At 44.7% G+C, this 25,067-nt stretch carries 18 protein-coding genes and 1 pseudogene; 11 read left to right on the top strand and 8 right to left on the bottom strand.

Features of this window, described 5'->3' with window-relative positions:
• Nucleotides 1-21: 21 nt before the first annotated feature.
• Nucleotides 22-2,586: a tetratricopeptide repeat-containing sensor histidine kinase gene (locus tag ACYVI1_RS22745; RefSeq protein WP_460913132.1), complete on the bottom strand. Its 2,565-nt coding sequence runs from the start codon at nt 2,584-2,586 to the stop codon at nt 22-24.
• Between the two features lie 506 nt (nt 2,587-3,092).
• On the opposite strand from ACYVI1_RS22745, the gene ACYVI1_RS22740 reads away from it, so the two are divergent.
• Entirely contained in the window at nt 3,093-3,719 is a 627-nt protein-coding gene (locus ACYVI1_RS22740) for a class I SAM-dependent methyltransferase (protein ID WP_460913131.1), read from the top strand.
• A gap of 86 nt (nt 3,720-3,805) precedes the next feature.
• On the opposite strand, the gene ACYVI1_RS22735 is transcribed toward ACYVI1_RS22740, so the two are convergent.
• From ACYVI1_RS22735 to ACYVI1_RS22725, 3 genes are all read right to left on the bottom strand, one after another.
• Complete coding sequence (locus ACYVI1_RS22735; protein WP_460913130.1) at nt 3,806-4,486, bottom strand: hypothetical protein; 681 nt, start codon at nt 4,484-4,486, stop codon at nt 3,806-3,808.
• A gap of 156 nt (nt 4,487-4,642) precedes the next feature.
• Complete coding sequence (locus tag ACYVI1_RS22730) at nt 4,643-5,077, bottom strand: nuclear transport factor 2 family protein (protein WP_460913129.1); 435 nt, start codon at nt 5,075-5,077, stop codon at nt 4,643-4,645.
• A 146-nt stretch (nt 5,078-5,223) separates the two neighbouring features.
• Complete coding sequence (locus ACYVI1_RS22725) at nt 5,224-5,559, bottom strand: putative quinol monooxygenase (protein WP_460913128.1); 336 nt, start codon at nt 5,557-5,559, stop codon at nt 5,224-5,226.
• Between the two features lie 743 nt (nt 5,560-6,302).
• On the opposite strand from ACYVI1_RS22725, the gene ACYVI1_RS22720 reads away from it, so the two are divergent.
• The 8 genes and pseudogenes from ACYVI1_RS22720 to ACYVI1_RS22685 all read left to right on the top strand — a co-directional run bounded on the left by ACYVI1_RS22720 (nt 6,303) and on the right by ACYVI1_RS22685 (nt 14,372).
• On the top strand, nt 6,303-7,265 hold the full coding sequence (locus tag ACYVI1_RS22720) for a quinone oxidoreductase family protein (protein ID WP_460913127.1): 963 nt from the start codon (nt 6,303-6,305) through the stop codon (nt 7,263-7,265).
• Between the two features lie 57 nt (nt 7,266-7,322).
• Nucleotides 7,323-7,763 (top strand): VOC family protein, encoded by a 441-nt coding sequence (locus ACYVI1_RS22715; RefSeq protein ID WP_460913126.1) that lies wholly within the window; start codon nt 7,323-7,325, stop codon nt 7,761-7,763.
• Nucleotides 7,764-7,833: 70 nt separating this feature from the next.
• The gene (locus ACYVI1_RS22710) at nt 7,834-8,355 is read left to right on the top strand and encodes a cytochrome P460 family protein (protein ID WP_460913125.1); all 522 of its coding nucleotides are present in this window, start codon (nt 7,834-7,836) and stop codon (nt 8,353-8,355) included.
• An 81-nt stretch (nt 8,356-8,436) separates the two neighbouring features.
• Entirely contained in the window at nt 8,437-8,856 is a 420-nt protein-coding gene (locus tag ACYVI1_RS22705; protein ID WP_460913124.1) for a nuclear transport factor 2 family protein, read from the top strand.
• A 28-nt stretch (nt 8,857-8,884) separates the two neighbouring features.
• Nucleotides 8,885-9,898 carry a phenylalanine--tRNA ligase subunit alpha gene (gene pheS, locus ACYVI1_RS22700; protein ID WP_460913123.1) on the top strand — a complete coding sequence of 338 codons (1,014 nt, stop codon included), beginning with the start codon at nt 8,885-8,887 and terminating at the stop codon, nt 9,896-9,898.
• 3 nt (nt 9,899-9,901) lie between these two features.
• Nucleotides 9,902-12,004, top strand: coding sequence for a phenylalanine--tRNA ligase subunit beta (locus ACYVI1_RS22695; protein WP_460913122.1), 2,103 nt, complete (start codon nt 9,902-9,904; stop codon nt 12,002-12,004).
• A 790-nt stretch (nt 12,005-12,794) separates the two neighbouring features.
• A pseudogene (locus tag ACYVI1_RS22690) lies at nt 12,795-13,448 on the top strand (DUF417 family protein).
• 534 nt (nt 13,449-13,982) lie between these two features.
• Nucleotides 13,983-14,372, top strand: coding sequence for a DUF983 domain-containing protein (locus tag ACYVI1_RS22685; protein WP_460913184.1), 390 nt, complete (start codon nt 13,983-13,985; stop codon nt 14,370-14,372).
• 835 nt (nt 14,373-15,207) lie between these two features.
• Here the strand turns inward: ACYVI1_RS22685 and ACYVI1_RS22680 are convergent.
• On the bottom strand, nt 15,208-15,579 hold the full coding sequence (locus ACYVI1_RS22680; RefSeq protein WP_460913121.1) for a hypothetical protein: 372 nt from the start codon (nt 15,577-15,579) through the stop codon (nt 15,208-15,210).
• Nucleotides 15,580-16,657: 1,078 nt separating this feature from the next.
• Here ACYVI1_RS22680 and ACYVI1_RS22675 point away from each other — a divergent pair.
• Together ACYVI1_RS22675 and ACYVI1_RS22670 are read left to right on the top strand one after the other, a co-directional pair.
• The gene (locus tag ACYVI1_RS22675; protein WP_460913120.1) at nt 16,658-18,979 is read left to right on the top strand and encodes a histidine kinase dimerization/phosphoacceptor domain -containing protein; all 2,322 of its coding nucleotides are present in this window, start codon (nt 16,658-16,660) and stop codon (nt 18,977-18,979) included.
• Between the two features lie 549 nt (nt 18,980-19,528).
• Nucleotides 19,529-22,195, top strand: coding sequence for a BamA/TamA family outer membrane protein (locus ACYVI1_RS22670; RefSeq protein ID WP_460913119.1), 2,667 nt, complete (start codon nt 19,529-19,531; stop codon nt 22,193-22,195).
• A gap of 100 nt (nt 22,196-22,295) precedes the next feature.
• On the opposite strand, the gene ACYVI1_RS22665 is transcribed toward ACYVI1_RS22670, so the two are convergent.
• From ACYVI1_RS22665 to ACYVI1_RS22655, 3 genes are read right to left on the bottom strand one after another with little or no spacing between them, the layout of a single operon-like run.
• On the bottom strand, nt 22,296-22,919 hold the full coding sequence (locus ACYVI1_RS22665) for an alpha/beta hydrolase (protein WP_460913183.1): 624 nt from the start codon (nt 22,917-22,919) through the stop codon (nt 22,296-22,298).
• Between the two features lie 42 nt (nt 22,920-22,961).
• The gene (locus ACYVI1_RS22660; protein ID WP_460913118.1) at nt 22,962-23,261 is read right to left on the bottom strand and encodes a GNAT family N-acetyltransferase; all 300 of its coding nucleotides are present in this window, start codon (nt 23,259-23,261) and stop codon (nt 22,962-22,964) included.
• 15 nt (nt 23,262-23,276) lie between these two features.
• Nucleotides 23,277-24,212, bottom strand: coding sequence for a ring-cleaving dioxygenase (locus ACYVI1_RS22655; protein WP_460913117.1), 936 nt, complete (start codon nt 24,210-24,212; stop codon nt 23,277-23,279).
• Between the last annotated feature and the right edge of the window lie 855 nt (nt 24,213-25,067).

Genomic DNA, 25,067 nt, shown 5'->3' with positions numbered 1-25,067 from the left:
CCAAGAGAAGTCGATACTTATTTATGCGTAGGCCTTGACCGTGTGCGTCTCGTCATGGAAGAGTAATCGAAGACTCATTCCCGATTGACCCCTAATCTGGAGCTGCCCCCCGAGCTGTTCACTAAAGCCATACATCAGCGTCATGCCCAAGGACCGGCTCTGAGTAGGATCGAAATCAGCCGGTAAGCCGATGCCGTCATCGGCAATCACCAGCTCATATACCCCTTCGCTCAACGCACCCAACTTCACCTGCACGCTCCCCTCCCGTCCAGCGGGAAAAGCGTACTTGAGGGCATTGGTGATGGCCTCGTTGATGATCAGCCCCAGGGGCACCGCCTGGGTCACGTCCAACTCAATCGGCTCCACCTCTAACTCAAAGCTGATGGGCTGGGGCAACACATACGACTCGTGGAGGTAAGCCACGACATCCTGAATGTAAGCCTCCATGGGAATGCGAGCCACGCCTTGGGCCTGGTAGAGCTTTTGGTGGATCAGGGCCATGACCTGCACCCGGTGCTGGCTCTCTTGAATAGCCGATAAGGCGCTTTCATCAGAGAGGTAGCTGGCCTGGGAGTTAAGCAAACTCATTACGATCTGGAGGTTGTTTTTGACCCGGTGGTGAATCTCTTTGAGCAGCCGTTCTTGCTCGGTGAGCAGCCGCTGGAGGGCCTCATTCTTGTGGTGGATGAGTTGTTGCTGCTCTTGCAGGAGTTGGTTGCTGCGCTGTTTGAGTTGGTAGCGGTTGTAGCCCAGTCCCAACAGAGCCACCAGCAATAAAGTACCCCCGATGAGGGCATTGCGCTGGATCTGCTGGAAGTGGTTCTGCTGGGTAAGCAGGGTGATGTCTTTTTGGCGGAGCAGCAGAGCCTGTTCTTTCTGGTGGGTCTGATAGCGAACATCAAGTTCGGCCATCTGTTTATGGGTGGTCTCGTTGAGCACAGAGTCCTTCAGGGATGTGTAGTACTGGTATTGGTGGAGAGCTGCAAGGTAGTGAGCCTGAGCGGAATCCACTTTGAACTGCAACTGATATAATCGCATTAATTGACCAGGGGAAAAGACAAACGGTTTATACGGTTTATTAGTAGGCAGCAGTCGTCTGAGATAAGGAGCCGCCTTGGCGTACTGAGCCGTGGCTACGTAGAATTCACTAATGTGTAGATAGGACAAAAGATAATTACGTCCTACCGAATCCCCGGTTTTTAAACTCAAAGCCACAGATTCCAAGTAATACTTTTCGCTTAGTTTGTACTGTTTGAGAGCAGTAAAACATCGTCCCAAACCGATAGAAACGTTTATTTTATTTAAGTTATCCAGTGGTAGGTGTTGACTAATAAAGTTATTATATAATTGAAGTGCTTGGCGAGCTTCGCCCTTCCTGATTAGCGATTCGGCCATTCTACGAATCAATCCTACGTAAACGACCACTTTTCCATTATGTTGACTCACGGCTAAAGATTGCTTGTAGTATGTTAAACCTTTAGCATATTGCCCATGATCATAGTAGTTGTTCCCCAACCAGAAGTAAGGCCAATCCAGGTCTTCTCGCAGACCACTGCGCTCCAAATCTTTGATCACTTTCAGATTGTAAAGCACACTTTTGGTTAAATCATTTTTCAAAAGATTTATGTCGGCTAAAAAACAATGTGCATCTAAAAAGTTGAAAAGTAACACATGTTCTAAGTAATCGTTTTGTTCCACCATTGCGTGGAAAGCTTGATTATAGCGCTTAAAGCTAATGCTCTTTTGGAGGCTAATGGCTTGGAGAGCTATCCGTTCCGCCATTTTTTGGTCGCCCAAAATAATGGGTCTTATCCCACTTTGAAGTAGTAGCAGCAACTCTGTTGGCTTATCGCCAAGATAACGTGCCAGGGTTAGGGCTCTAGTGAATTCACTTGAATCGTTGAGACATATGCCTTCGCCTTCACAACTGGTGATAAACCACCGTAGCCATGCTCGAAGTTCGCCCGCCTGATCACCTGCCCGATGGCGCGCATCGATCACCCGCCTGAACCAGACCTTGCTCCGCTCACAATCGCCTTTGAACTCATAAGCAACGCCGGTTAGCATCTGACTTTCCTGCTGCCAAGGTCGGCTACCAATCCGATTGCTTACTTGTTCGGCCTGGTTAAAATACCACAGGGCACTATCCAGATTGGCCTCCTGAGAATAGGTCGGCCGGAGCTTGTTCTTGCCCAAATCCACCAGCAAGCGGATATGAGTTAGGCCACTCACACTGGAGAGCATCTGCTTTACTTTACCCAGCTTCTCCTGCTTAATGAAGATTCTGCCCTGTTGAGCGAGGGCTTCTTGTTGGCCCTCAGCGTAGTGGAGTTGCTGACTCAGGGCTTGCGCCTGATTAGCCAGCACTAGGGCGGTGTCCAGGTTATGGCGGTAGTTGAGGGTTCGCCCCTGGTAGTAGGCACTCAACCGCAACAGCGCTCCTATTCGGTTAGTATCAGCTTTGCTGGTCCGCAGAAGCAGTCGCAGGCTATCTGCCTGGACTACCGTGAGTGCTTGGGCATGTAAGGGCAAAGACAGCAAGCAGCCGACCAGTAGCCCCAACAAGAACGAAAAAGCGTGTCGCATTACAGGTGGGGCCGAGCCAGCCTTTCATGACGTGAGAAGTATATAAATTACTTAGGATAGCTTCATTAGGTAAATCCATTAGTATAAAGGTAAGTAATTCATTCACAAAAGAATAGTTGACCGCCCCAAGCCACTTATCTCTAGACTTTAGTCGTTCGTAGATCAGCTAGATAAGGGCGTCTACTTGCTATCAATATCGCAGTATATACCGAACATCCAATACGATGGAGTTAAGCGTTGGAGAATACAAATCAACAGGGTGGCGTTAGGCTGACCCGCCAATCAAGTGGCACAAATGCAAGCTATTGCCTTTCTTTGAGGTACTTTTTATACTCGACAATTCTTTATTTCGTTTTGGCATGCTTTTAGAAGACCAGCTATCAGGATGTGCAACTCGCTAAATAAACGATTGGACTTCTCTCGACGCAAAACGGCAAAGCGGATAGTGACGGCTCAACTGTCATCGGTACCAGACTACATGTAGATCAACTTCTAATTCAGAAAACATGATGGATGCTTGGCTTAAACGGTGGGAAGATAGGTATAGCGGAAATGAGTATGCCTATGGAGTAGAGCCCAATGAATTTATTAAGGAACAGTTACCAAAAATAACTGTTGGAACAATACTTTTCCCAGCAGAAGGCGAGGGGCGAAATGCTGTATTTGCCGCTAAATTGGGCTGGATAGTTTCAGCATTTGATATTAGTATAAAGGGGCGCGATAAAGCCTTACAACTAGCCCAGGAAAACGAGGTTACAATTGACTATCAGGTTGGCGAACTCCCTGCATTAGGTTATAAAAACGAGCAGTTCGATACAATCGCATTGATTTATGCACACTTTCCCGCCAGTCTTAAATCAGTCTATCATGGGTTACTAAACCGGTATTTACGCAAAGGCGGAATAATCATTTTCGAATCATTCAGCAAAAACCACCTTGCGTACAGACATAAAAACGAAAAAGTTGGTGGGCCAGCCGATTTAGCGAGTTTGTTTTCAATTGATGAAGTGAAATCCGATTTTAGAGACTACGATATTATGACGTTAACTGAAGAAATAATTGACTTGAAAGAAGGGATATATCATAATGGAGAGGGGTCTGTCATTCGCTTTGTCGGACGAAAAAATAAATAAGCGTGCCCCGTGTACTGTATGGACAGGTTAGCAGGATTCGTTTCGTAATGGCATTGATAACAATGGTCTTCATGCCGGTAACAATCTTAGCTATTTCTCTTGATGAATGACTTTACCTTATCAAGTTCCAACCTAACGTTCTTTTCTGCATTTTGGGTGTCACTTTTGGCTGCCTTGTCGAGATTACTCAGTGCCGTGCGGGCGTCTTTAATCACATCCGTTCCTTCCTGTCGAGCATTCTGACTGAGATGGGCCGTATTTTTCTCAATGTGTTCCAGCACTTGACGCATGTGCAGGTTGGTTTTGGCTGTGAACAAAGGCATTGTTTCCAACTTTTCAATCCTATCATGCGCTACCAGCAGCTCACCCACTTCAGTTACGAATTGGACAGCATCAGCGGTAGCTTTACCCGCTTCAACCTGCGGCACTAGGGCTCTCATTTTAGCAAGTTGCTTCTCAAATGGGTACGCTGGAGAAGTCCCGCCGATCTGTGCTTCCTTCTCGTAGGCGTCAATACCTACTTTTAATTCGATGGCTGCCTGCTTATGGTTGTGTTTCTGAAGGTCCGAAACAGCTCGATCGAAGTGAATATCTGACGTATTATCTAAAACTTCAGGAATAGCAACGTCCTCGTAGGCGGAATCAATAGCAACCGATTGGACTGCATCATCATGCTGATCTGCATGTGAACGATTACACCCATTCAGGGTAAGCATAAGCCCGGTGACAAGAACACAGGGTGCGTAAATAAGAGGGTTATTCTGCATGACTTAATTGATTTAGGTATTGTATGTGCACGACAATAGTCGACAGGTAGATTCCAAAAACGGGCAAAGACACAAAGGGTCGTAACGGTCGTCTGATGATGCTATCGCTTGTCAATTTTAAAGCAAAGTTGACAAGCGATAGCATGAAAAAACAGTTTACGGTCCGAAAGCCGCCATGGTTTTAGTTGGATCGAAATACTCTGACAGAAATATTAATTTACCTTCATGTTGCCGAAAGTGCCCAATGTAATTCTGTTGGTAGATCCGGCCATTTTCCGGCACGTTTACCTTCGTTTCATAAGTGGCAAAAGCCTCACACGGATCAACACAGCGATAGACAACCGGATTAGTAAACCGAATTCCGGGAACACGAACAAAGAAAGCTTTGATGGTTTCCGCAATAATAGCTTTACCTTCTAAACGTGGCGGATTCCCAGCCGCTTCGCCATAGGGAAATTCGATCACGATGTTATCATGAAGTAAATCGAGCCAGCGTGGAAAGTCCTGTGTTGAGAATTCCAGATGATTCAATACTACCGATTCAATGTCACTCATGACCCTGTTTTTAGGATTCATCATGCTTGGTTTCATTGGCTGTTTGTTTAACATCAGTCTTGCACTTCACAGTAACCAGCTTGCTTGGCTACAAAAGGAGATCGTATAGCCAGGACGCAGTCTGAACATTCCTGCTTTTATCCAAACGCATGGCCTTTTCTGGCAGCGTACATCGATAGCCCTTAAAGCCTGTGCGGTTTAATTGGTGCTTCCTCAGAAACGGTGTAAATCACCCCTTTATAGTCTAGTATCCGTACATTATCAAGAACCTTGGAATAAGCTTCTTGAAATATTGGACTGTTCCCGTGTTCATCAAGCACTTGACGGTCAGTCCATCCTTCAGCTAAATGGCACAAGTTTTTATCCACTAAATCGAACGAGAAAGTGTAGAAAACACAACCAGGAATCCTTTGTGTTTCCTTGATATGTGGCCGGACGGCATCGGCAAAAATGTCAAGATCATCGGGATGAAGCGTGTAGGTAGTGTTTATCACTAAGTGCGCTTTTTCAGTTTTCATAAATTTTCGTTTTTATGGTTTATTACATTCAGTCATCTTGGTCCCTGGGAACAGATTCAGGAAGCCTAGCTTCAATAACTTTGGCGTCTATACGCTAAAATGCCAAATACCTTATTCAGGGAGGCACTCGATACACAGACATTTATTTTTATTGATTCAGGCATCGGACAGGAGAGCCTTGTGTAAACTTCGGATGAATGCTCGCTTAGAAGTGGTTAAGTGAGGTGAAGAAGCAAACAAAAATTGTTTTAAGTAAACCCATCAACCGCTACGATCAGAAGATGAACGTACCGGTGTAGGAGCCAACCCGATAATACATAGGTTAGGCTTGACCAGCAGGGCCCCATAAGTGTGCCAAACCTTACGGAAGTGACTGGGATAGGGCTAAAAACGAGTTATTTACTAAAAAGAGAAGTTTGCACTTGCCTTTGCCTTTGACAATTGGCCAACATGCTTGTTCATAAACTCCAGTTGTTTGGAGAATCCAACCAAACAACTCCAAAAGCTTGGAGGGAGAGGGTGAACAGACGGATGACGCGTTCGTTCGCTAGGCTGAATAGCACGCTTTCGGAGCGCATGACATAGTTTTCTTACACAGCAATACCCTTTTCAGGCTTTGGCACGCTTTTAGGAAACTGGCATCTGGCAGAGCTGTCCAACCCGTTAGAAACCGGTGAGTGTCAACTAAGTTGAGAGCCATTCAGTGTCAGTTAAATGAATGATCAAATAAGCCAGAAACAATCATGAAAGCAGCCGTATTGACTCAATTAGGAACATCCCCCTTTTATGAGGATGTGGAGAGTCCCGTTCCTCAGGATGGAGACCAACTCCTGATTAACATCAAAGCGGCCTCTCTTAAAAATATTGATCGGCTACGAGCCGGGGGTAAACACCCGGCGAGCCACAAGGATCTTCCTGCTATTGTGGGAATTGATGGCGTGGGCACGATAGAAGACGGCACAAGAGTGTATGCACAGGGCCTAACCGGAATGATGGCGCAGAAAGGCTTGATCGCGAAGAACCGATACACCGTTTTGCCCGACAAACTGGATTATAGTACGGCGGCTGCCTTACCCAACGCGGTCATTGGCTCGACAATGGCCTTACTATTCCGGGGTAAAATGGAGCCGGGAATGACAATCTTAATCAATGGAGCAACCAGTGTGACCGGACAGGTTGCGGTTCAGGTTGCCCGGCACTATGGAGCGGCTAACATCCTAGTTACGGGTAGAAATTCAGCAGTTTTAGATAGCCTTAAGGCGCTGGGAGCAAACACCGTCATACCCCTGGAACAGGCTGACGATCAGATTAGTAAGCAGATAAAGGAAAGCCATGCTAAAACCCCCATTGACCTTGTTATGGACTATTTATGGGGCAACCCAATGGAGTTAGTGTTAAGAGCCCTACAAAGCGGTGGGTCACATGCCGTGCGCGTTGTGACCGTAGGCGATGCTGCCGGAAGCGGCATCAGTTTACCCTCGATCCTGTTACGTAGTGCTGCCATCGAATTAGTAGGTTCCGGTCTAGGCAGTTTATCCCAGCAGGAGCTAAAAAAGTTCGATACGGAAGTTCTGCCGGAAATGTTTCAACTAGCGGCCGACGGCAAACTACGTATAGACACCGAAAACCAACCCCTAGAACATATTCACCAGGTATGGAATCAGGAAGGTAAAGCTGGTAAACGAATAGTGATTGTTATGAATTGACCCCAAATTAATGCTCGACCTAAGTGGATTACAGGTAATAATAAACATGAAAATAATATGGCTGCTGATTCAGTAAATGGCTTGCAGAGCCTTAGTCTGCACAACGTGGCTTTCACCGTTTCCGACGTGGAAAAGGCCGTTCGATGGTATAGGGATATACTTGGTTTTCAGGTACTGCGCCGGGAGATCTTTACGGCGCTGGGGGACGCTGAAATTGCTTTTTTACAAAAATCGGATATCCGCCTGGAAATGCTGCGAATCCGGGATGGTTTTCGCATCGACGAGTTGTTTGCCGATGCGCCGGGGCATCTGCTGCCCATTGGCAATAAGTCGCTGGTTTTGCAAGTCAATGACCTTCATGCGGCAACACTTGAACTGGAAGCGAAAGGCGTAACCTTTGCCTGGAAAGAAATGAACCTAACCGAAGATGGTATGCCGTCTACTATGATACGGGACATGGACGGGAATTTCATCAATATTTTTCAACGAGAAGCGTAAGACTGGCAGTTGTTGCGCACTGCCGGACTTACCATAGATTTAATTTTCACCTGTTTGAAATAGGCACTGTATGAAACTAGCCGCAGCACTGCTGTCAGTGATTTTATTACTGGCTGGCAAATTTACTCATGTATCACCCTCAGCCCGGCCTGGTAGCGGAGAAGCCGATTCTATTTATAGCATTAAGATCCCCGCTGGGTACCGCGATTGGCGGTTTATATCAGTAGCCCACGAAGAAGGTACGCTTAACGATTTCCGCGCTATTCTGGGCAATGCCATAGCTATAGAAGCTTACCGAAAAGGAACGCGGCCATTCCCGGACGGCGCTATCATTGCAAGACTATCCTGGGATTATGTTTCGTCGGAGGAAAACAACAAAGCATTCGGCCGTCGCCAATCCTTCGTGCCTGGCCACCCTAAGAATAATCAGTTCATAATCAAGGACTCAAAAAAATACGCCTTAACTGGGGGGTGGGGATTCGCACAGTTTAATGAGGGCGAAACCACCAACAAAGCGGTGTACGTCACCTGCTTCTCATGTCACCAATTTGTTCAGGGCCGCGATTTCGTTTTTACCCAGTACGCACACTGATACCGGCAGTTGCACGGCGATCGTCCTTAAGTCACCCCATATAGGAAGTGAATCACACAAAAATTGGAACAGGAAATCAAGATGAGAACCGCGAAAGAATTACTAATCAATTACCTAGAGAACATCAACGATGCCGATACGCTTATTGACCTATTCGCTGATGATGCCACCATCGAGTTGCCTTATCTGGGCAGTTTAGGTATGCCCTGGCAATGGCATGGGAAAGCGGTTATCTACCAGTTTCTTCAGAGCCTTCCCCAAACCTTCGCTGGTTTTGTATTTGGGAATATCAGGATACACATCGACACCCCCGATCAGGCGTTTGGCGAATATGATGTTGATGCAACGGCAGTAGCAACCGGCCGGCCCTACAAACAGACGTATATGGGCAGGCTCGTGGCCGAAAACGGCAAAATTAAGCTGATTCGTGAAGCTCTCGACATGGTACAAGTTGCCAAAAGTATGTTCCCTGATGGCGTATCCGACTTGCCAGGCATTTAAGTACAGGTGAAAATCAAAGAAGACGGTTATGTATGACATAAATAGTTTGAAAATTAAATTTACTTCTGCTATTCAGGAAGTGGATTCCATAAGAAGTTTAGAGGCACTTCAACTTTCATATCTGGGAAAGAAGGGGATAATCAAAGATCTTTTTTCAGGAATGAAGGCTCTCTCCGACAAGGAGCGGGTTGCCTATGCCCAACAACTAAATGCAGTCAAGCAGTACATAGAGCAAACCTTGCAAGACGTTGAGCAAGGATTAAAAAAAAAAGAAATCGATAGTAGAATTCAGGATGAATGGGTTGATATTTCCCTGCCAGGAATAATCAATCAACGTGGTGCATTGCATCCATTAACAATTATCGAAAGAAAATGCCTTTCTGTTCTTAACATGCTTGGTTTTGAGTTTGTGGATGGGCCAGAAGTCGAAAATGCCTTTTACAATTTTGATGCGTTGAATATACCTGAGCATCATCCAGCACGAGATATGCAAGATACGTTCTGGTTAGATCAGGGACTTCTGTTACGTTCTCATACATCAACGGTGCAAATAAGAGTCCTTGAAAAACAAAAAGAATTGCCGATAAGAGTAGCCTCTCCTGGTAGAGTCTACAGAAATGAAACTGTTGATGCAACTCATTTAGAAAGCTTTCACCAATTTGAAGGCTTATGGGCAGATAAAGATGTAAAATTCTCTCACTTAAAAGGCACTTTAGAATTTATCATTAAAAACATTTTTGGGGCTGATTGGGATTATCGGTTTAAACCTAAATTTTATCCTTATACAGAACCATCAATCGGTGTTGATATTCGATCAAAAGCAAAAGATGAAAAATGGATTACCATTCTCGGAGCTGGAATGGTACACCCTAATGTCTTTAGGTTCACAGGGCATGATCCAAATAAAGTAAGTGGATTTGCCTTTGGCCTGGGTATATCAAGAATGGTCGCTATGGCTCATAAAGTAGACGACATGAAAAGTTTGTATGAAAGCGATTTACGTGTTCATCATGGATTAGCACGAAAAACGTCTAAAGGCTAACGCATGAAAATAAGCATAAATTGTCTTCGCAACTATATTAATCTTCCTGAAAATGTTTTTGAAGTACAGGAAATTATGGAAGATATTGGATTGGAAGTTAAAAAAGTTGAGAATTCGGAAAAAGGCACTTTGTTTACATTGGAACTTCTTGCAAATCGTGGTGACCACCATTGTTATGTTGGATTGGCAAGAGAAATTCATGGTAGAACAGGCTGGGAAATGTGTATTCCCCCAATGCATGTGGATCGTGAATTGAATAATTTAAATAAAGTTGACGTACAAACGGATAAATGCTTCAATTATGTTTTGACAGAGTTAAGAAAAAAGGAGGTTGACAAGCTTGATCTTAATGAAGAAAAAAAATTAATGCTCGAAGTAGCGGGTATAAACTTGATTTCTCCAATTGTGGATAGTACCAACTTTATTACTATAGAAATAGGACAACCGCTCCACGCTTTTGATGCAGATAAAGTCAAAGGGAAAATCCAGGTCAGGGAAGCGGATAATGGCGAAAAGGCAAGATTGGTTTTTTCTGAAGATTTTCGTGACGTACCTAATGGGACTATTGTCATTGCGGATGAAGAAAAAATCCTAGCAATTGCCGGTGTTATTGGTTGCGAAGAATCAAAACCTACTGAAGCAACAACACGGATTTATATCGAAAGTGCCACCTTTGATCCAGATAAAGTAAGAAAATCGGCCCGATACTTTGGCATCCAGTCTTACTCCTCTGTACGCTTTGAAAAGGGTGCAGACCCCGCTCTTGCGATTGGCGGAGCGAAAAGAGCGGTAGACTTATTAAGTAGTATCGGCTGGGAGATGAATGGTCCAATTTCCATTGAAAAAGAATGGGATTTTCCAATAGTTTCGATTGAGTTGCAACTCAGTGAAGCTAATGAATTTTTTGGAACCCAGTTTTCTTGGGATCATATTCTTTCCGTTTTAGAGAGATATGGTTTTGGGGTGTTAAAAAATCACAGCTTATCAGAGGACAACTATTTAGTTTCGGTTCCATCTCACAGAATGTGGGATGTAATAGACGTAAAAGCTCTATATGAAGAAATAGCTAAAGGTATTGGTTACAATTCACTTCCATCATCTCTGCCATTTGCGGTTGAAAGCGTTCAACCTAAAGCAAACTTGAAAAGAAAAGAAAAAGTTGAGGTTCTTCTTATTGGCGAAGGGTTCTATGAAGTATTCACCGACGGTTTTTATAGTGAAGCTCATCGAACTAAAATGGGTATAAAAGAAGGGCATCCCTTGTGGGATCATGTTGGCATTGCTAATGCTGGCAACCGTTCTTACGCACTACTAAAGAATAATTCACTGGCTCAGGCTATGGAATTAGTCCTTAAAAATATTCATATTAAAAACCACAATAGTAAAGCATTCGAATGGACAAGGATCTTTAAGCCAAATAAGTCCGCAGACAATGGGCTTTGCGATGAGCAATTAATTCTGTCGATCATAGCTTATGGAAAGAATAAAACACCAGGGTGGGATAGTATAGGTACGGATGTAGATGTATATTATATGAAGGGATTGGTTGAGGAAATGTCAAATTTACTAAGTATTCAACTCGACATTAACCAAATAGAAAATGATAACAATATCGCTGCCGTGGGAACTTGTCTACACCCATCAAGAAGAGCTTCAATTTTGTTTGAAGGAAAACCAGTTGGTGTCATTGGAGAGGTGCATCCCAGAGTTATTAGTTCTTGGGGGATAAAATCGGGCCGCCCGTGCTTCATTGAACTGTCTCAGGAAATAGTTAATCTTTCTCCTTCAGAGCGTATATATATTCCACCCTCAAATTTACAAACTGTTAGCAGAGATATCTCTTTACTGTTACCAAAACGATTACAAACTAGCCAGATTGTAATTTTTTTTAAAGAAAAGTCCTCTTGGATCTCCAGTGTAGATATAAGGAGTGTTTTCAACTCTGCAGTTACAGGCAGTAAAAATGCAGTTACATTCTCTTTAACTTTTAGTCTGGACAACGCATATAAAGATAAATTTACAAACGAAGAAATTAATCTAGAAACAGAGCGCTTGACGGAAGAAGTATTAAAAAAATATATGAAATTTCACATTGAGCGTAGGTAATTAATTTGTCCGAGTGTTATCATTGCTAAAAGCTATTTGATACCTAACAAATTAGTATAAGAAGTAATAAATTTCAATTTTAACAGTAAGAAATCTCGTTTGTATAGTGTTCACCTAAAGTTTGCCTGTAGCAATAAGTACAAAACTAATAACCACTGCGAGGCCCCGTTGCAGGCATACCCAAACGATTAGTATTTAAAGGGCGGTTTGACCGCATATTTTCATTCTTAAAACTATGATCGTAAACATTAATCGCTGGATACCGGACTCCAGCCCAATGTTATGTTGAGGATATAAAAGGGAGAGAAAACACACGCCCTTGGTAGGCTGGCAATTTCTTAAATAAACTGGAGACTGACCAACCGTTGGGTAGTGTCCTGTTAGCTCAAAGCTTGATAAGTAATTAACCCTTGCCCTTGGGGTCTCTTTTGGAGGGTCCATGATACTGGAGTTGTAAACTGGGATTGGCACTCTATTAGAAGAAGGTAGGTCAGTAGTGATTTTGTATCACGACGCGAGTTCGTTCAGAGATAAGTGTGTTTGATCCAACAACTCAAATTTATTCATTCAACCTATGGAAGTCAGCTATTCAACTCCTTCGTTCACATACGGGCCAGTTCTTCAGAAAGTATGGGTGACATAAAATGTATGGAACAGTAAACACCCTGGAAGAGTGTCTCTGATTTGTTCTGTAGTACTGTTCGATGAAACTTTTCAATAATTGGCGATTTATCCACTCGCTACGGCCTGCCCAGGAGACAGTTTTAAACCGAGTTAACTAAATACGCATATGTCAGTCAACCCGTATTTTCTGAAAAGAATTTTGTATTACATGGCCGGTCAGCAACGTCTCGGAATTCAATTAACCCGTTTAGCTATAGCTTTAGTCCTGATCTGGATTGGAGGCCTGAAGTTTTACAAATACGAAGCCGATGTCATTGTACCCTTCGTGGCCAACAGTCCCCTAATGAGTTTTTTCTAGGATACTCTGTTAGATTATGTAGACCATTTCAACAAAGAAGGCGAACTGAACCTGGCCAACCGAAGGTGGCATGAGCAAAACAGCACCTATATTTTTTCCTATACCCTGGGGGCTTTACTGATAGGCATGGGACTCCTGCATCTGGGGAATACTCTTCATCCGGCGGCTGGAGTAGCCGGTAGTTTGTTAACCATACTAATGAGCCTGGTCACGATGACATTTCTCATCACAACGCCAGAAAGTTGGGTCCCTGCATTAGGTGATGCTGATTATGGATTCCCTTTTCTCTCTGGGCGTGGACGCTTAGTCGTTAAAGATGTCATCATGCTGGCAGGTGCCGTTGTCATACTCTCCGATTCGGCCCGTCAATATCTGTTCCACCTTGAACAAGGCGAACGGAAAAGTCGAACAAGGTTCAGCCGTACAGAATCTACCCATTCGAATAGACGTCAGTCATACTAAATAATCAACTTTACTGTAATCAACAAATGACAATGAAAGCCATTAAAGTGCCAACCAAATCTCAAATGAGCAAAGCCCCAAAAGTGTTATTCGACCAAATACAGAAAAAGATCTTGAAAGTCTCTAATCTATACGGCCGGGTATTTACCAATGACGCTACACAGGCGTTTTCCAATTCAACGGGCACCTTATTGACTGAATGTTTATCAAAGAACGTGAAGGCATTGTACTAATGGTTTCGCAGAAATAAGCCGCACAATCTTTAACGTATATACCACATCGTTGTTTAGTTTTTTTTACCATGAAGCCTATTCAAGCATACTGATCAATCTAATACAAATAGCCATCAATGCTAATATGGATTATATGATTCTTCGTGACAAAATCTACACACACTCCTCTATGAGTGAAGCATTGAATGACTTGTTTGCAAAATTGTAATCAGTTGCTTTACCTTCATTGAGGTCGGGGCATTTGTCCTCACTAAGCGTACTTATTAAACGTAATATCACTCACACTTACGAACAAGCAACAATGTTTTATAACAGTCGTTTGTACAGCGTTTTATTTAACAAATGCCCCCGCTGCCACAAAGGAGATTTTTTTATAAAAAGCAGCGCCTTTAACCGACACTTCGACGACATGCATGACCAATGCTCCAACTGTGACCTGAATTTTAATCCTGAGCCGGGTTTTTATTGGGCATCGATGTTTATCAGTTATACATTTTATACCATCTGGATACTAATAACCTTTTTTATCGTGGTGGTATGGCTAGAAGTTGATTTGAATTATTACTTAATAGGTTTAATCCTGACGCTTTTATTTTTGATACCTTACTTTTTTCGAATAGCGCGTCGAACCTGGCTAACAATTTTCGTCAGGCCTGATTTACGGAATGCCTCCCCTACGTATGGCATCTGACTGCTCGCCCTAGTGTGCCGTCGGCACGCCTAATTATGTACTTTGACAAAAATTTACTTAAATTCATCACCATTTAACACTAACTAATATGAGTAACTCAAAGGCCTTGGAACAAATCAAACCGTTACCTGTTGCCGAAGACCCTCATCTTTCAGTTGGAGTAAAGACTTTCCTAAAAAGCTAAATCCGGTCGACGGGCCTCCTTTAGAAGCGCTCTCGCCTACAAAGGTCGGGATCGTTCTGGTGAACGTTTAAGCTTCCGTAAGTGTCGATCTATTCAATACGCTGGTTTCTCTTTAGCAGGTAATGCGATTCTCTTGTCCCCGCGAATGAACCAGCTTCAAAACTGGATGACATTCCATCTGCAGCCTATCTTTAATTGGCCACTTGTTATGAAAGCGTAAAACCAGCTTTCAATAACCCGGCGGCGTCGCCAGATACGTAAGAAATGCACAACTCCAGTCGGTGAACTGCACTTGCTGCGTACGTTTATCGGCCCTGTCAACTTGGATCGAAACATAGCCGCTTTCGGCTAATTATTTGACCAATCGCCCCATTGTCTGCTTGTTGATGTGCGCCCGATGCGCCGGTACCCGTGTGCCCGCCGGATCAAGATCACTCAATAACTGAACATGGACGCTCCGCACCTCCAGGCTAATCACGAATTGAGGTTAGATTAAGAAAATCTGCGTTTTACTGATGGTCAGCAAAACAAACTTGTATGCTTATGTACAGGCTAACCAACAAAAGAATGGGTAGAGACAGCAGAAAACCTTATTTTCATTTGGGGCCGTTTTGGACTACAGATGCAGGTTGACGCTTCATGCCGAAATACTCACCCCGGATGTGTGAAGAAAACATAACCAAATAAAATAGCAAAAACTGAGTAGATCAATCCTGCTCCTACTAGTGCTGGCTCAAACGAACTAATAAAAGCTAGTTTATCAAAGGCAAGACTGCCTATAAGAAAATGGGCGAAATTGCCAGTCGAGATAGGTTTACTATAAATACCACCAATCAGGTTTGCTTTCGCCGTCCAGTTGACCATCGCAAAGCTAAAGTAGAGCGCTCCTAATAGTAGTAAGAGTACAGGCTGGGTTTTGCAGGAACCCAAATAAGTTGATATTTCTTGGGGGAAGAACGATAAGAGTAGTCCGGCAGCCCCCATAGCAAAGGCACTAAGAACCATTAATAGTCTTGTGTTCATGTAATTATGAATAAAATCAAGTGGCGGGTCGGATACTATTTTCACTAAAAAATAGGATCAGGTTCCGACCAGTAACATTATATTTCTTATTTTAATGTCCATTAATTGGCCAGGTGCATAAACGCATTTGATTGGTCATGTCGGCCCGAAAAACCTTTCATGCCTTGGCTGGTTAGTTCAACCAAGTATATAGATGGGGTGTATAACACATCCTGTTTAGATTCGCCAAATTACTAGATGTCAGATGGATTTGGCCGCGCGTTGGACAATATTTTCGTAAAACGGTTATGACGCACGCTGAACCGAGTGTCCGAAGCCATATGAACACTTGTATTTGCGGGCTAAGTGTGGATTATCTCTATGGAAGGACTAGATAGATAAGTGCTTTCACTACTACAATTATGAACGAAAGCATCAGTTGTTAGGCTATCAGCCCCCTCTCAGTGGTACGTCGAACGAATAGAACCGGGTCGATAGAGCAAGTAAAAGAAAAGTGTAACTTTAAAGGCTACAACAACAAGCCTAATTTAATCCAAAAGCTGTTCAACTAATTGGGAACCCATATAATCTGGTTGCGGTTTATCTCGTGCCGCTTGCTGATAAAGGTCAGGGTCTCCTTTTCCCTGATGACTTCCAGTACCACCTTGAGTTTGAACTAGGCGGTAGATTTTGAGCAAGCGTTTTTGTTTGGAGTTGAGTAACGGCCACCGTGGCGCGGTCAAACCGAGGGGCAGGTGAATTGACTAAAGATGATTAAACGCCAAGGGTACGGGCGGTTGAATTTTGACCGGTTCGCCGGTGCGATTGTTGCGCCAACGGGTGTTGTTCCAGAATTGTACTGATCCCCGAAATTGAATCATGACTAGCACCTCCGAGATATACAGATTGTACTTCTTCCAGGACATTTATTTGGTTGCCTCATAAGCAAGTAGAACGACAGACCGGGCGGGCCAACATTCTGGCAGGTAAAATTTATAGGTGAAGTTACAACCATTCGCCCACGATGTATACTACTTTATCTTACGAAAAGATGCCTATCAAAAAAGAATTATCGCATTCCAGCTATCTTTAGTAGTTTATGAATTGGCGCGGTTTACTGACATTTAAAAGAATGAAATTGATAATACTCACTGTAACACTCTGGTTTTTTGTAGTGCCAGTGTGGGCGCAGTCGCCTGTATATCAGATAGACACTTTACAGAAGCAATTGACCAGGAGCAAAGCCGATACCAACCGGGTAAAGCTGTTGATTGACCTGAGTTATAGCTATGTACACAGGCCGGGTGAGCTGGCAAGCGACCTAAATACGGCGTTGCTGTTTGCCAAACAGGCTACGACTCTTAGCCGCTCTCTGCATTATCACAAAGGCGAAGGAAGAAGTTATCTGATAATAGGACAAGCACTGCGGGAAAAAGGAGACTGGCCCTTGGGGAAAGCCTATGCCGGACGGGCTTTTTACCTATTTAGGAAGTACGGTGAACTGGCGCAATTAGGTTACGTATATTCTGAATTGACCCAATACTATTCCAACACGGCTTCGGACGTTTCGTCGAAAATCAATCTCAACCAGCAGGCTTTGTCATTCTTTAATCAGACAGGCGAAAGGAAAAAAGTAGCTGAGTTATTGAAGGAGCAGGGCGATTTGCTTCAGTTGCAGGAGAACTATCGCCAATCATTAAAGGAATTACAGCAAGCCTTAATACTATACCGCTCCACTAGTCATCCTCATGTCGATCAGGTTTACGATTTACTTGGATTTGTATCTACAAAAATCGGTGATTTTAAAGCCGGACTAGCATACGGTTTACAGGCAATCAAAACGGCCCAATTGCGGGGTGGCACAGATTTACAACTTTGTACTATCTATAATCGCTTGGGCATTACTTATCAGGCACTCGGGCAGTACAGCCCAGCGCACACTTGTTTCAGAAAATCACTGGCTATTGCTTTGACGTATAAACATGTTCCATCAATTATATATCTGTCCTGTAACCTTAACTCCCTAATGGTGAACTCAGGAAAACCTAGGCAAGCGCTCGCTTTTCTTCGTAACATGTCTGATAAGTACCCGCCTACTTATTTCGAGAGTCGTATTATTCTGGCGACTCGTTTTATGGATACATACCGCAGTTTGCAACAATTCAACCGGGCGCAACCCTATTGTGATCAGGCAGTAAAACTTGCCCAAAAAGATGGAGCCGGAAGTCCGGGTCTGGCTACTACCTACCAGTCTGTCATTGGGTTTCTCCTCGCCAGCAAACAGTACGGACCAGCCAAAAAATATTTGGCTATTAACCACCAGCTTTGCCTTGTACAGGGTTCGCCTATCGCTTTAGCTAATAATCATTTACAATGGTTTCAGTTGGATTCAACCTTAGGGCATTATCCGTCGGCTATTGTTAATTTTCAACGCTATGTTCGTTTACGGGACTCGCTGTTCACCGAAAGCAAAAACCGCCAGATTGCTCAATTGGAAATCCAATACCAAACCGCCAAGAAAGATCAGGATATACAGCTGAAGGAAAAAAACATTCTATTGCTAACCGAGCAGGGAAAATTACAACAGCATCAATTGGATCAGGCTCAACTGATCCGCAACGGAACCTTGGCCGGCGCTTTCATGCTGGTATTATTGCTGGGATTGGGTTATAACAGGTACCGATTGAAGCAAAAAAGTAACCATTTATTAGAGAGTATACAGCTTAAAATCAATCAAAAGAATGACACGCTGGAAAGCGTTTTGCGCGAGAAAGACGCATTACTGGAGGAGAAAGAGTGGATGCTCAAGGAAATCCATCACCGGGTCAGAAACAACCTACAGATTGTCATGAGCCTGCTAAATTCCCAGGCCGCTTCTCTTCAGGACAAAGCGGCCCTGTCGGCCATCCAGGAAAGTCAGCACCGGGTGCAGGCCATGGCCCTGATTCATCAGAAACTCTATCAGTCTGAGCAGATAGCCCGTGTTGACATGACCTCATATATTAACGATATGGTCGATTACCTACGCGATTCCTATATACAACTCGAATCCGTTCGCTTTAATCTGTTGATAGATCGCCTGGCGTTGGATGTTACCCAAGCTGTACCGCTGGGCCTAATCATTAACGAGGCAATCACTAATGCCCTCAAATACGCGTTTCCGCATGGTCGTTCTGGAGTTGTAAGTCTCTCATTGCATCAAGTGACTAGTGGGACCTACGAGCTTACGGTTGCTGACGATGGGGTTGGCTTACCAGCAGGTTACGATCCTTCATGTAGTCGATCACTTGGCATGTCGCTTATGTACGGTCTTAGCGAGCAGTTAGGCTCAGAGCTAATGATCACAAGTTCACCTGGCGTAACAATCCGCCTTGAGTTTAATGATGAATCCATAAATCCAAATTATGAAGGCTCTGACTGACTTTACATATTGATACTATCAACCAATTCTAAAATTTATCTCAGCTATAAACTCCATCAGACTCTAAATTATTGGAGTCTGATGGAGTTTATAGCTTTAATTTTGGAGGTGTTCGAGGGATCTACGTACGCTCCCCCAGCTAATCTACCGCTGAAATATAGCTTTTCACTCACGCTTTACTGGTTTTCAAGCGAGTAAGATAATGGTGACCAACTGGCACGAGAGTTGACTTGTTTGCAGTGTCGTGTTTTATCTAAACATGAATTGACACGGTAAAGCATACCACCTGTTTTCCATAGTTCGTAGCCTTCCACTAAGGATTAATTACTGGTGTAGCCAATCCATTCCGGTTTATTGATGATGTCCGGGGCTCGTGGAAACTGGTTTCCTTCTGATTATTTTAACCCGTAATGCGATTGCCGGAGTGGAGTGTTCATGTTGTTAAAATAACGCCTGAAAATCGCTGGAGACTAATGACAGTTGCTTACAGCTAACAACTCAGCCAGGAATCCATCAATCTGTAAAATAGAGGCCTTAACCATATGCTGCATGAGAAGACGTCTTACATTCCACGATGCTCATCGTCTCAGTAACCTGAAATTTTTCCTGTTCATGTATTTGGGGACGGGATCACCCAGTTTTGCTCAACTCGGCACTATTAATTTCTGGAAGCTGCACCATCCCCCCATACAGGAGGACTCGGTCGTTGTACGAGCTACCAATCGGTACACAGTCCGTAAGGGGATGACTTTTCTGTTCGGGAAACATTACCGGGACGTGTGGGCGGTTCCACTTCACTTGCCCAAATTAAATCTGGAACGTGAGGCTGGTGGCCTTACGGTAGAACAGCGCGGAGGAGGTTTACAAACACTCTCCCTTCGTCTTAAGGGCAACGACGGGTTTCATTATGTTCTCCGATTAGTGAATAAGAATCCAGAAAAACTACTGCCAATCGCTTTCCGGAAAACTATAGTTGCATCTATCCTTCAGGACCAGATTTCTGCCTCACATCCCTATTCTGCTCTGGTGGCTGCACCATTAGCCCAGGCCGTGGGAATCTTGCACGCCACCCCCCGACTTGTCTGGGTTCCGGCTGATTCAAGTTTGGGTTTGAATCAGCCGGATTTTGGGGGTAGTATCGCACAGCTCGAAGAACGGCCTGAGGGTGATGAATCAGCTCACCCCCAATTTGGCTTCGCCCACAAGATCGTTAATACCCAGCGTATGTGGGCTGATATCCATGCAGACTACCGGCATCGCACAGATGCACGGGCATTTGCATGGGCTCGATTATTTGATATGTGGATTGGTGACTGGGATCGGCACGAGGATCAGTGGCGTTGGGCAGCCGTAAAAAGAAGTAACCAAACGATATACCGGCCAATTCCACGGGACCGGGATCAGGCATTTGCTCGCTATGACGGATTAATACCGTTTCTGGGGACTCGTAAATGGGCTGCCCGGCGTTTTCAAACGTTCTCTCCCCACTTCACTGACATCAAAGGGCTGAACTTTAACGCAAGACGGATAGATAGAATGCTTCTGACAGAACTCACGCAGGCCGATTGGCTAAGTCTGGCCGATAGCCTCACCAAGTGCCTGACAGATGAAGTAATAGATCAGGCTCTACAGGTATGGCCGGTTGCTGTTTACCGGTTGCATGGAGCTACTATCAACCGGACGTTAAAAGCCCGCCGGGTTGCGCTTCCGGATGTTGCTCTCGCATACTATCGCATTCTTGCACAAACAGTTACAATTGTGGGCACTCAGCAACAAGACCATTTTCTCATCGACCGACTTAAAACCGGACAGACTTTGATTCATGTCGTTGCTGAAAAGGGCAACGGGCAACTAGGCGATACTCTATTTTACCGATTGTTTCAACCAAATGAAACCCGTGAAATCCGACTTTTTGGATTGGGAGGTGATGATCGGTTTATTGAGCGAGGTATATCTAAGCGAGGCATTCGAATTCGGATCATTGGGGGTCCGGGACAAGATCAGTTGATGGGGCAGGGAACAGATAGTACCCTAATGGCCCGAATTAACCATGGCATGTGGGTGTACGATACAAAGGATGGTATCCGTATGCCCGTCAATACTGTGGCTCATCGACGACTGTCTCTTAATCCGGCAGTCAATCGATTCGATTCGACTTTTCAGTATGATTATGCCCAGCCAATCTTACAACCGGGTTGGAACGTTGATGATGGGTTAGTACTGGGGGGGACAATTTTAGTTGGTCATCACGGTTTTCGCAAAGTACCAGTCGCAGCTAACCACCAGTTAACAGCCAGTTTCGCTTTTCGTACCAAAGCACTTCGACTGCATTATGAGGGACGATTTCACTCAATTATTAGCGGCTGGGATTTGCTGATGGGGGCAGAAGCAGGAGTAGCAAATTGGGTCTATAACTTTTACGGGTTGGGCAATGAAACTGCTCGATTGGAAAGTGATGTATTACCCGTCTCAAAGCTAAGTTATTACCGGCTACGGTTTAACCAGTATGAGCTTGGTGGCCGACTAAGCCGGAAAATAACTTCATCCTCAACCCTGGAATTAGGTCTTCAATATAAATATACTGTTACCCGACAACAGGAGAATCGAATTAGCAGCAGTGAAACTTCGGGCTTGACACAAGCCGATTTTGGCACCAAGCCCTATGCTGGCATCACTGCTAGCTACCAATTCGACAAAACGGATAACCCGCTCCAACCTCAACGGGGCCTACGGGCCGAGATCAGAACAGGCTGGCTACAAAGTTTGAATGGTACAAATGCTTACACTCCCTTCGTGGTAAATGTATCGGGTTATTGGCCAATAAGCAGGAATAAGCTGGGGTTGGCTATCCGGGTCGGGGGGGCTACAATTCTTGGGCAATTTGAGTTTTTCCAGGCAAATACCCTGGGTGGGACGGCGAATCTGCGTGGTTATCCGCGCAATCGCTACAGTGGCCGTAGCTCTCTCTACCAAAACCTGGAACTGCGAGTGCGCCTGTTTGAATTCAAATCATTTTTAACCCGTGGCCAATTTGGTCTATTAGCGCTGACTGATAATGGCCGGGTGTGGGCGGATGGCGAAGTATCCACCCGGTGGCATCAGGGCTATGGAGGAGGGATTTGGTTGAGTCCGTTCGATTTGGCTATCGTATCGGCTGTCGGCTCTTTTTCAACCGATGGTACATTCATTTCTATTCGTTCCGGTTTTTTTTTCTAAACCGTGTTTCAGACCAAATACCATTGTGCAGCACTGTGCCGGTTAAAACACTCGAATGATGAAACACCTGGCCGCTAGATTTTACATCCGCCCGGCTGCCTTATAACTGTTTAAAAATAAGCGAATTCGCTTCGTTAATTTCACCCTGACTAATGGTGTGGCCCATATTCACATAAACTTTCTCAGTTATATTGGCTCCCATGCTCTTTAACAATACAGTTGATTCATGCACCCGTTTAACTGGTACGTGGACATCAGGGTCGCCGGTGCCAATAAAAATGGGCGTTTCTGAAAACGTACCAATGTACTTTTCGGGGTAGATTTTATCCCCAATCAGCCCACCGGTAAAGGCAACCACGCCCCCATACCGAGTTGCCTGCCGGGCAACAAATTCCAGGGTGAGACAGGCCCCCTGAGAAAACCCAACAAAATACAGGCGTTCGGGCGGAATGCCTTGGCTGCCAAGCGATTTGACTAAATCAGCCAGCATACTCAGCGAAGAGGAAAGCCAGGGCTCATTTTGTGCGGCCGGAGCCAAGAAGGATGCTGGATACCAACTGTTGTCTGGAGCCTGAGGTGCCAATAGAGCGAAATCAGAAACGGTCAGATGGTTGGCTATTGACAGAATATCACTGGCCGTTCCCCCTCTGCCATGCAGTAAAATCAGGGTCCTGGCGGCATTCGCCAGGGGTTGCCCAGCCGTGAGAATTGCTTTCTGGTTCATCATTTATGGAATTAACATGTTCACACGGTAAATGGGTAAGTTTTAGTGCCCTGTCTGCTCCCATACATCCAGATACTGATCGGGATCCTGTCTAAACTGAGCCAACACATAAGGACAAAGCGGACGTACAGTCAGCTTATGCTCCCGCACGTAAGCGACCATTGTTTCAACTAGCTGTTTGGCATTCCCTTTCCCCTTTGCCTCTGGAATCACTCCTGTATGGTAAACCGTCAGGATATTTTTTGCGATATCAATGATCATTTCCCCGATTTCAGCCCCTGCCTCATAAATAAAAAAGGCACCTTTCTGCTTTTCATTAAATTTCAGTTTTATATTAACCATCCTGCATTGGGAAATTTATTTCAGGGCTGGTAAGGTACTTTCTAAGTTTGTTCGCAAGGCTTCGTGCTGCCCAGGTAGCCTTAGACTCTCGCCCAGTTTCTCTAACGGCTCATCGACTGTAAAGCCAGGATTATCGGTAGCTATCTCAAACAAGACGCCACCCGGTTCGCGGAAGTAGAGGGAAAAGAAATAGTCGCGGTTTATTTTTGGGGTAATCTGTAATCCTTTACGTAAAATCGTTTCGCGGTATTCCATCTGGATGGCTTCATTTGCTACCCGGAAGGCAATATGGTGGTTCGTTCCGGCAGCATTCCGGCCTAATTCCGCTTTCGGTTCTTCGAGTAGGTCGACAATCGACGCATTCTCTATGGCATCAGTCATGAATCGATAGCGGTTTCCTTCCTGCGCCAGCAAACTGTAACCGAAAATATCAGTTAGTACCTTAGCCGTTTTGTCAATATTTTGCAGAGTTAGCGTAACACTATGAAACCCCCGGGTTGCCATGTCCTGCTTTACATCCGCCGTTTCCCAGGCCGGACGGTCGTCGGTGGCTTTAGAAACGATAAAGGAAAGAGACAGACCATCCGGGTCGATAAATGGCAGGTAGCGTTCGACAAACCGTTCGGCCGGTTCGCCCATCGATACGCCAAACTCGTGAAACCGACCAGCCCAGTTATCCAGACTATCCTGGGGAACTGAGTACCCAATTTCAGTGGCCATGCCAACCCCGTTTTTACCCGGTCCTATACCTTCCCACGGGAAGAAGGTAAGGATGGTCCCGGGCGTACCTTCTTCATTGCCATAATAAAGGTGGTAGGTGCTGGGATCATCAAAATTGACTGTTTTTTTTACCAGCCGCAGTCCCAGCACATGGGTATAAAAATCAAAGTTGCGTTGGGCACTGTTAGCAATGGCCGTGATGTGATGAAGCCCTAAAATGCGCTTTTCCATAGTTACAATTTGGTGAATATTGGCATCTGACTATCAGGTTGCCGAGTAACATAAACGGTTCTCATCACACCGCAGTTAGGACATTGAGCCCACCGCCCGATTAATGGGTAATCCCCTAATGCTGCTAGCCGACTATAACTCGATGAGGAGATCAGTTCTACAACTTAGGACGCCAAATAAGATACCAAAACGAAAAATGAGCCAGAATTATAGATAAAACATTGATTTTCAACAGCTTACTAATCATTCATTTTGCTAATTTAGGTACGTATTCTCCAATAAGCAGTAGGTTTATCCATAACCTCCAATGAGGTGGAGTTTTAACGCTATTAAGTTTGAGTGTATACATGGTCATTCGAAGCAACCAATGGCTAATGGCTTAAGTGCTTCTTCAATGAATCGGCAGGTAAGGTAAGGTACTCAACCCGACTCAGAACTCCTCATCCATCTTTGGGTTCAGGATAAACTGGGCTAGATCGTAGTGGTCGTTACGGCCGCTTCCAATAAGCAAATCTCTTTACCCGTTTGTACCACCCCAGCTTTGACAACCCAAAACTAGATACAGCCCCTGACGGACCTGGCGAACCATGCCAGGATTTTTAAATCGAACGTTAAGCTTATAACATGGAAACCGGGACTGTACAGCTCGTAACCGGGCTGCCCCGCCTGAAACACATTCCTAATACGAACCTCGGATTCGATTAGGGCTTTTTGTTAGGTTCTCGCCAAATAAACCGGATCATCCTAACTAAGTACGTTGCGCCAGTAGGCATAAACAGCTTTGTCGGGACCACCATGTACGGTTGGGTCAGCCTGTTGCTCTGAGCATAGCAACTATGAGTCGAAAGGTAAAAG

Source organism: Spirosoma areae (assembly GCF_054781775.1).
Note: the sequence above shows the minus strand (reverse complement) of the source record. Positions and strands in the feature narration are given on the sequence as shown.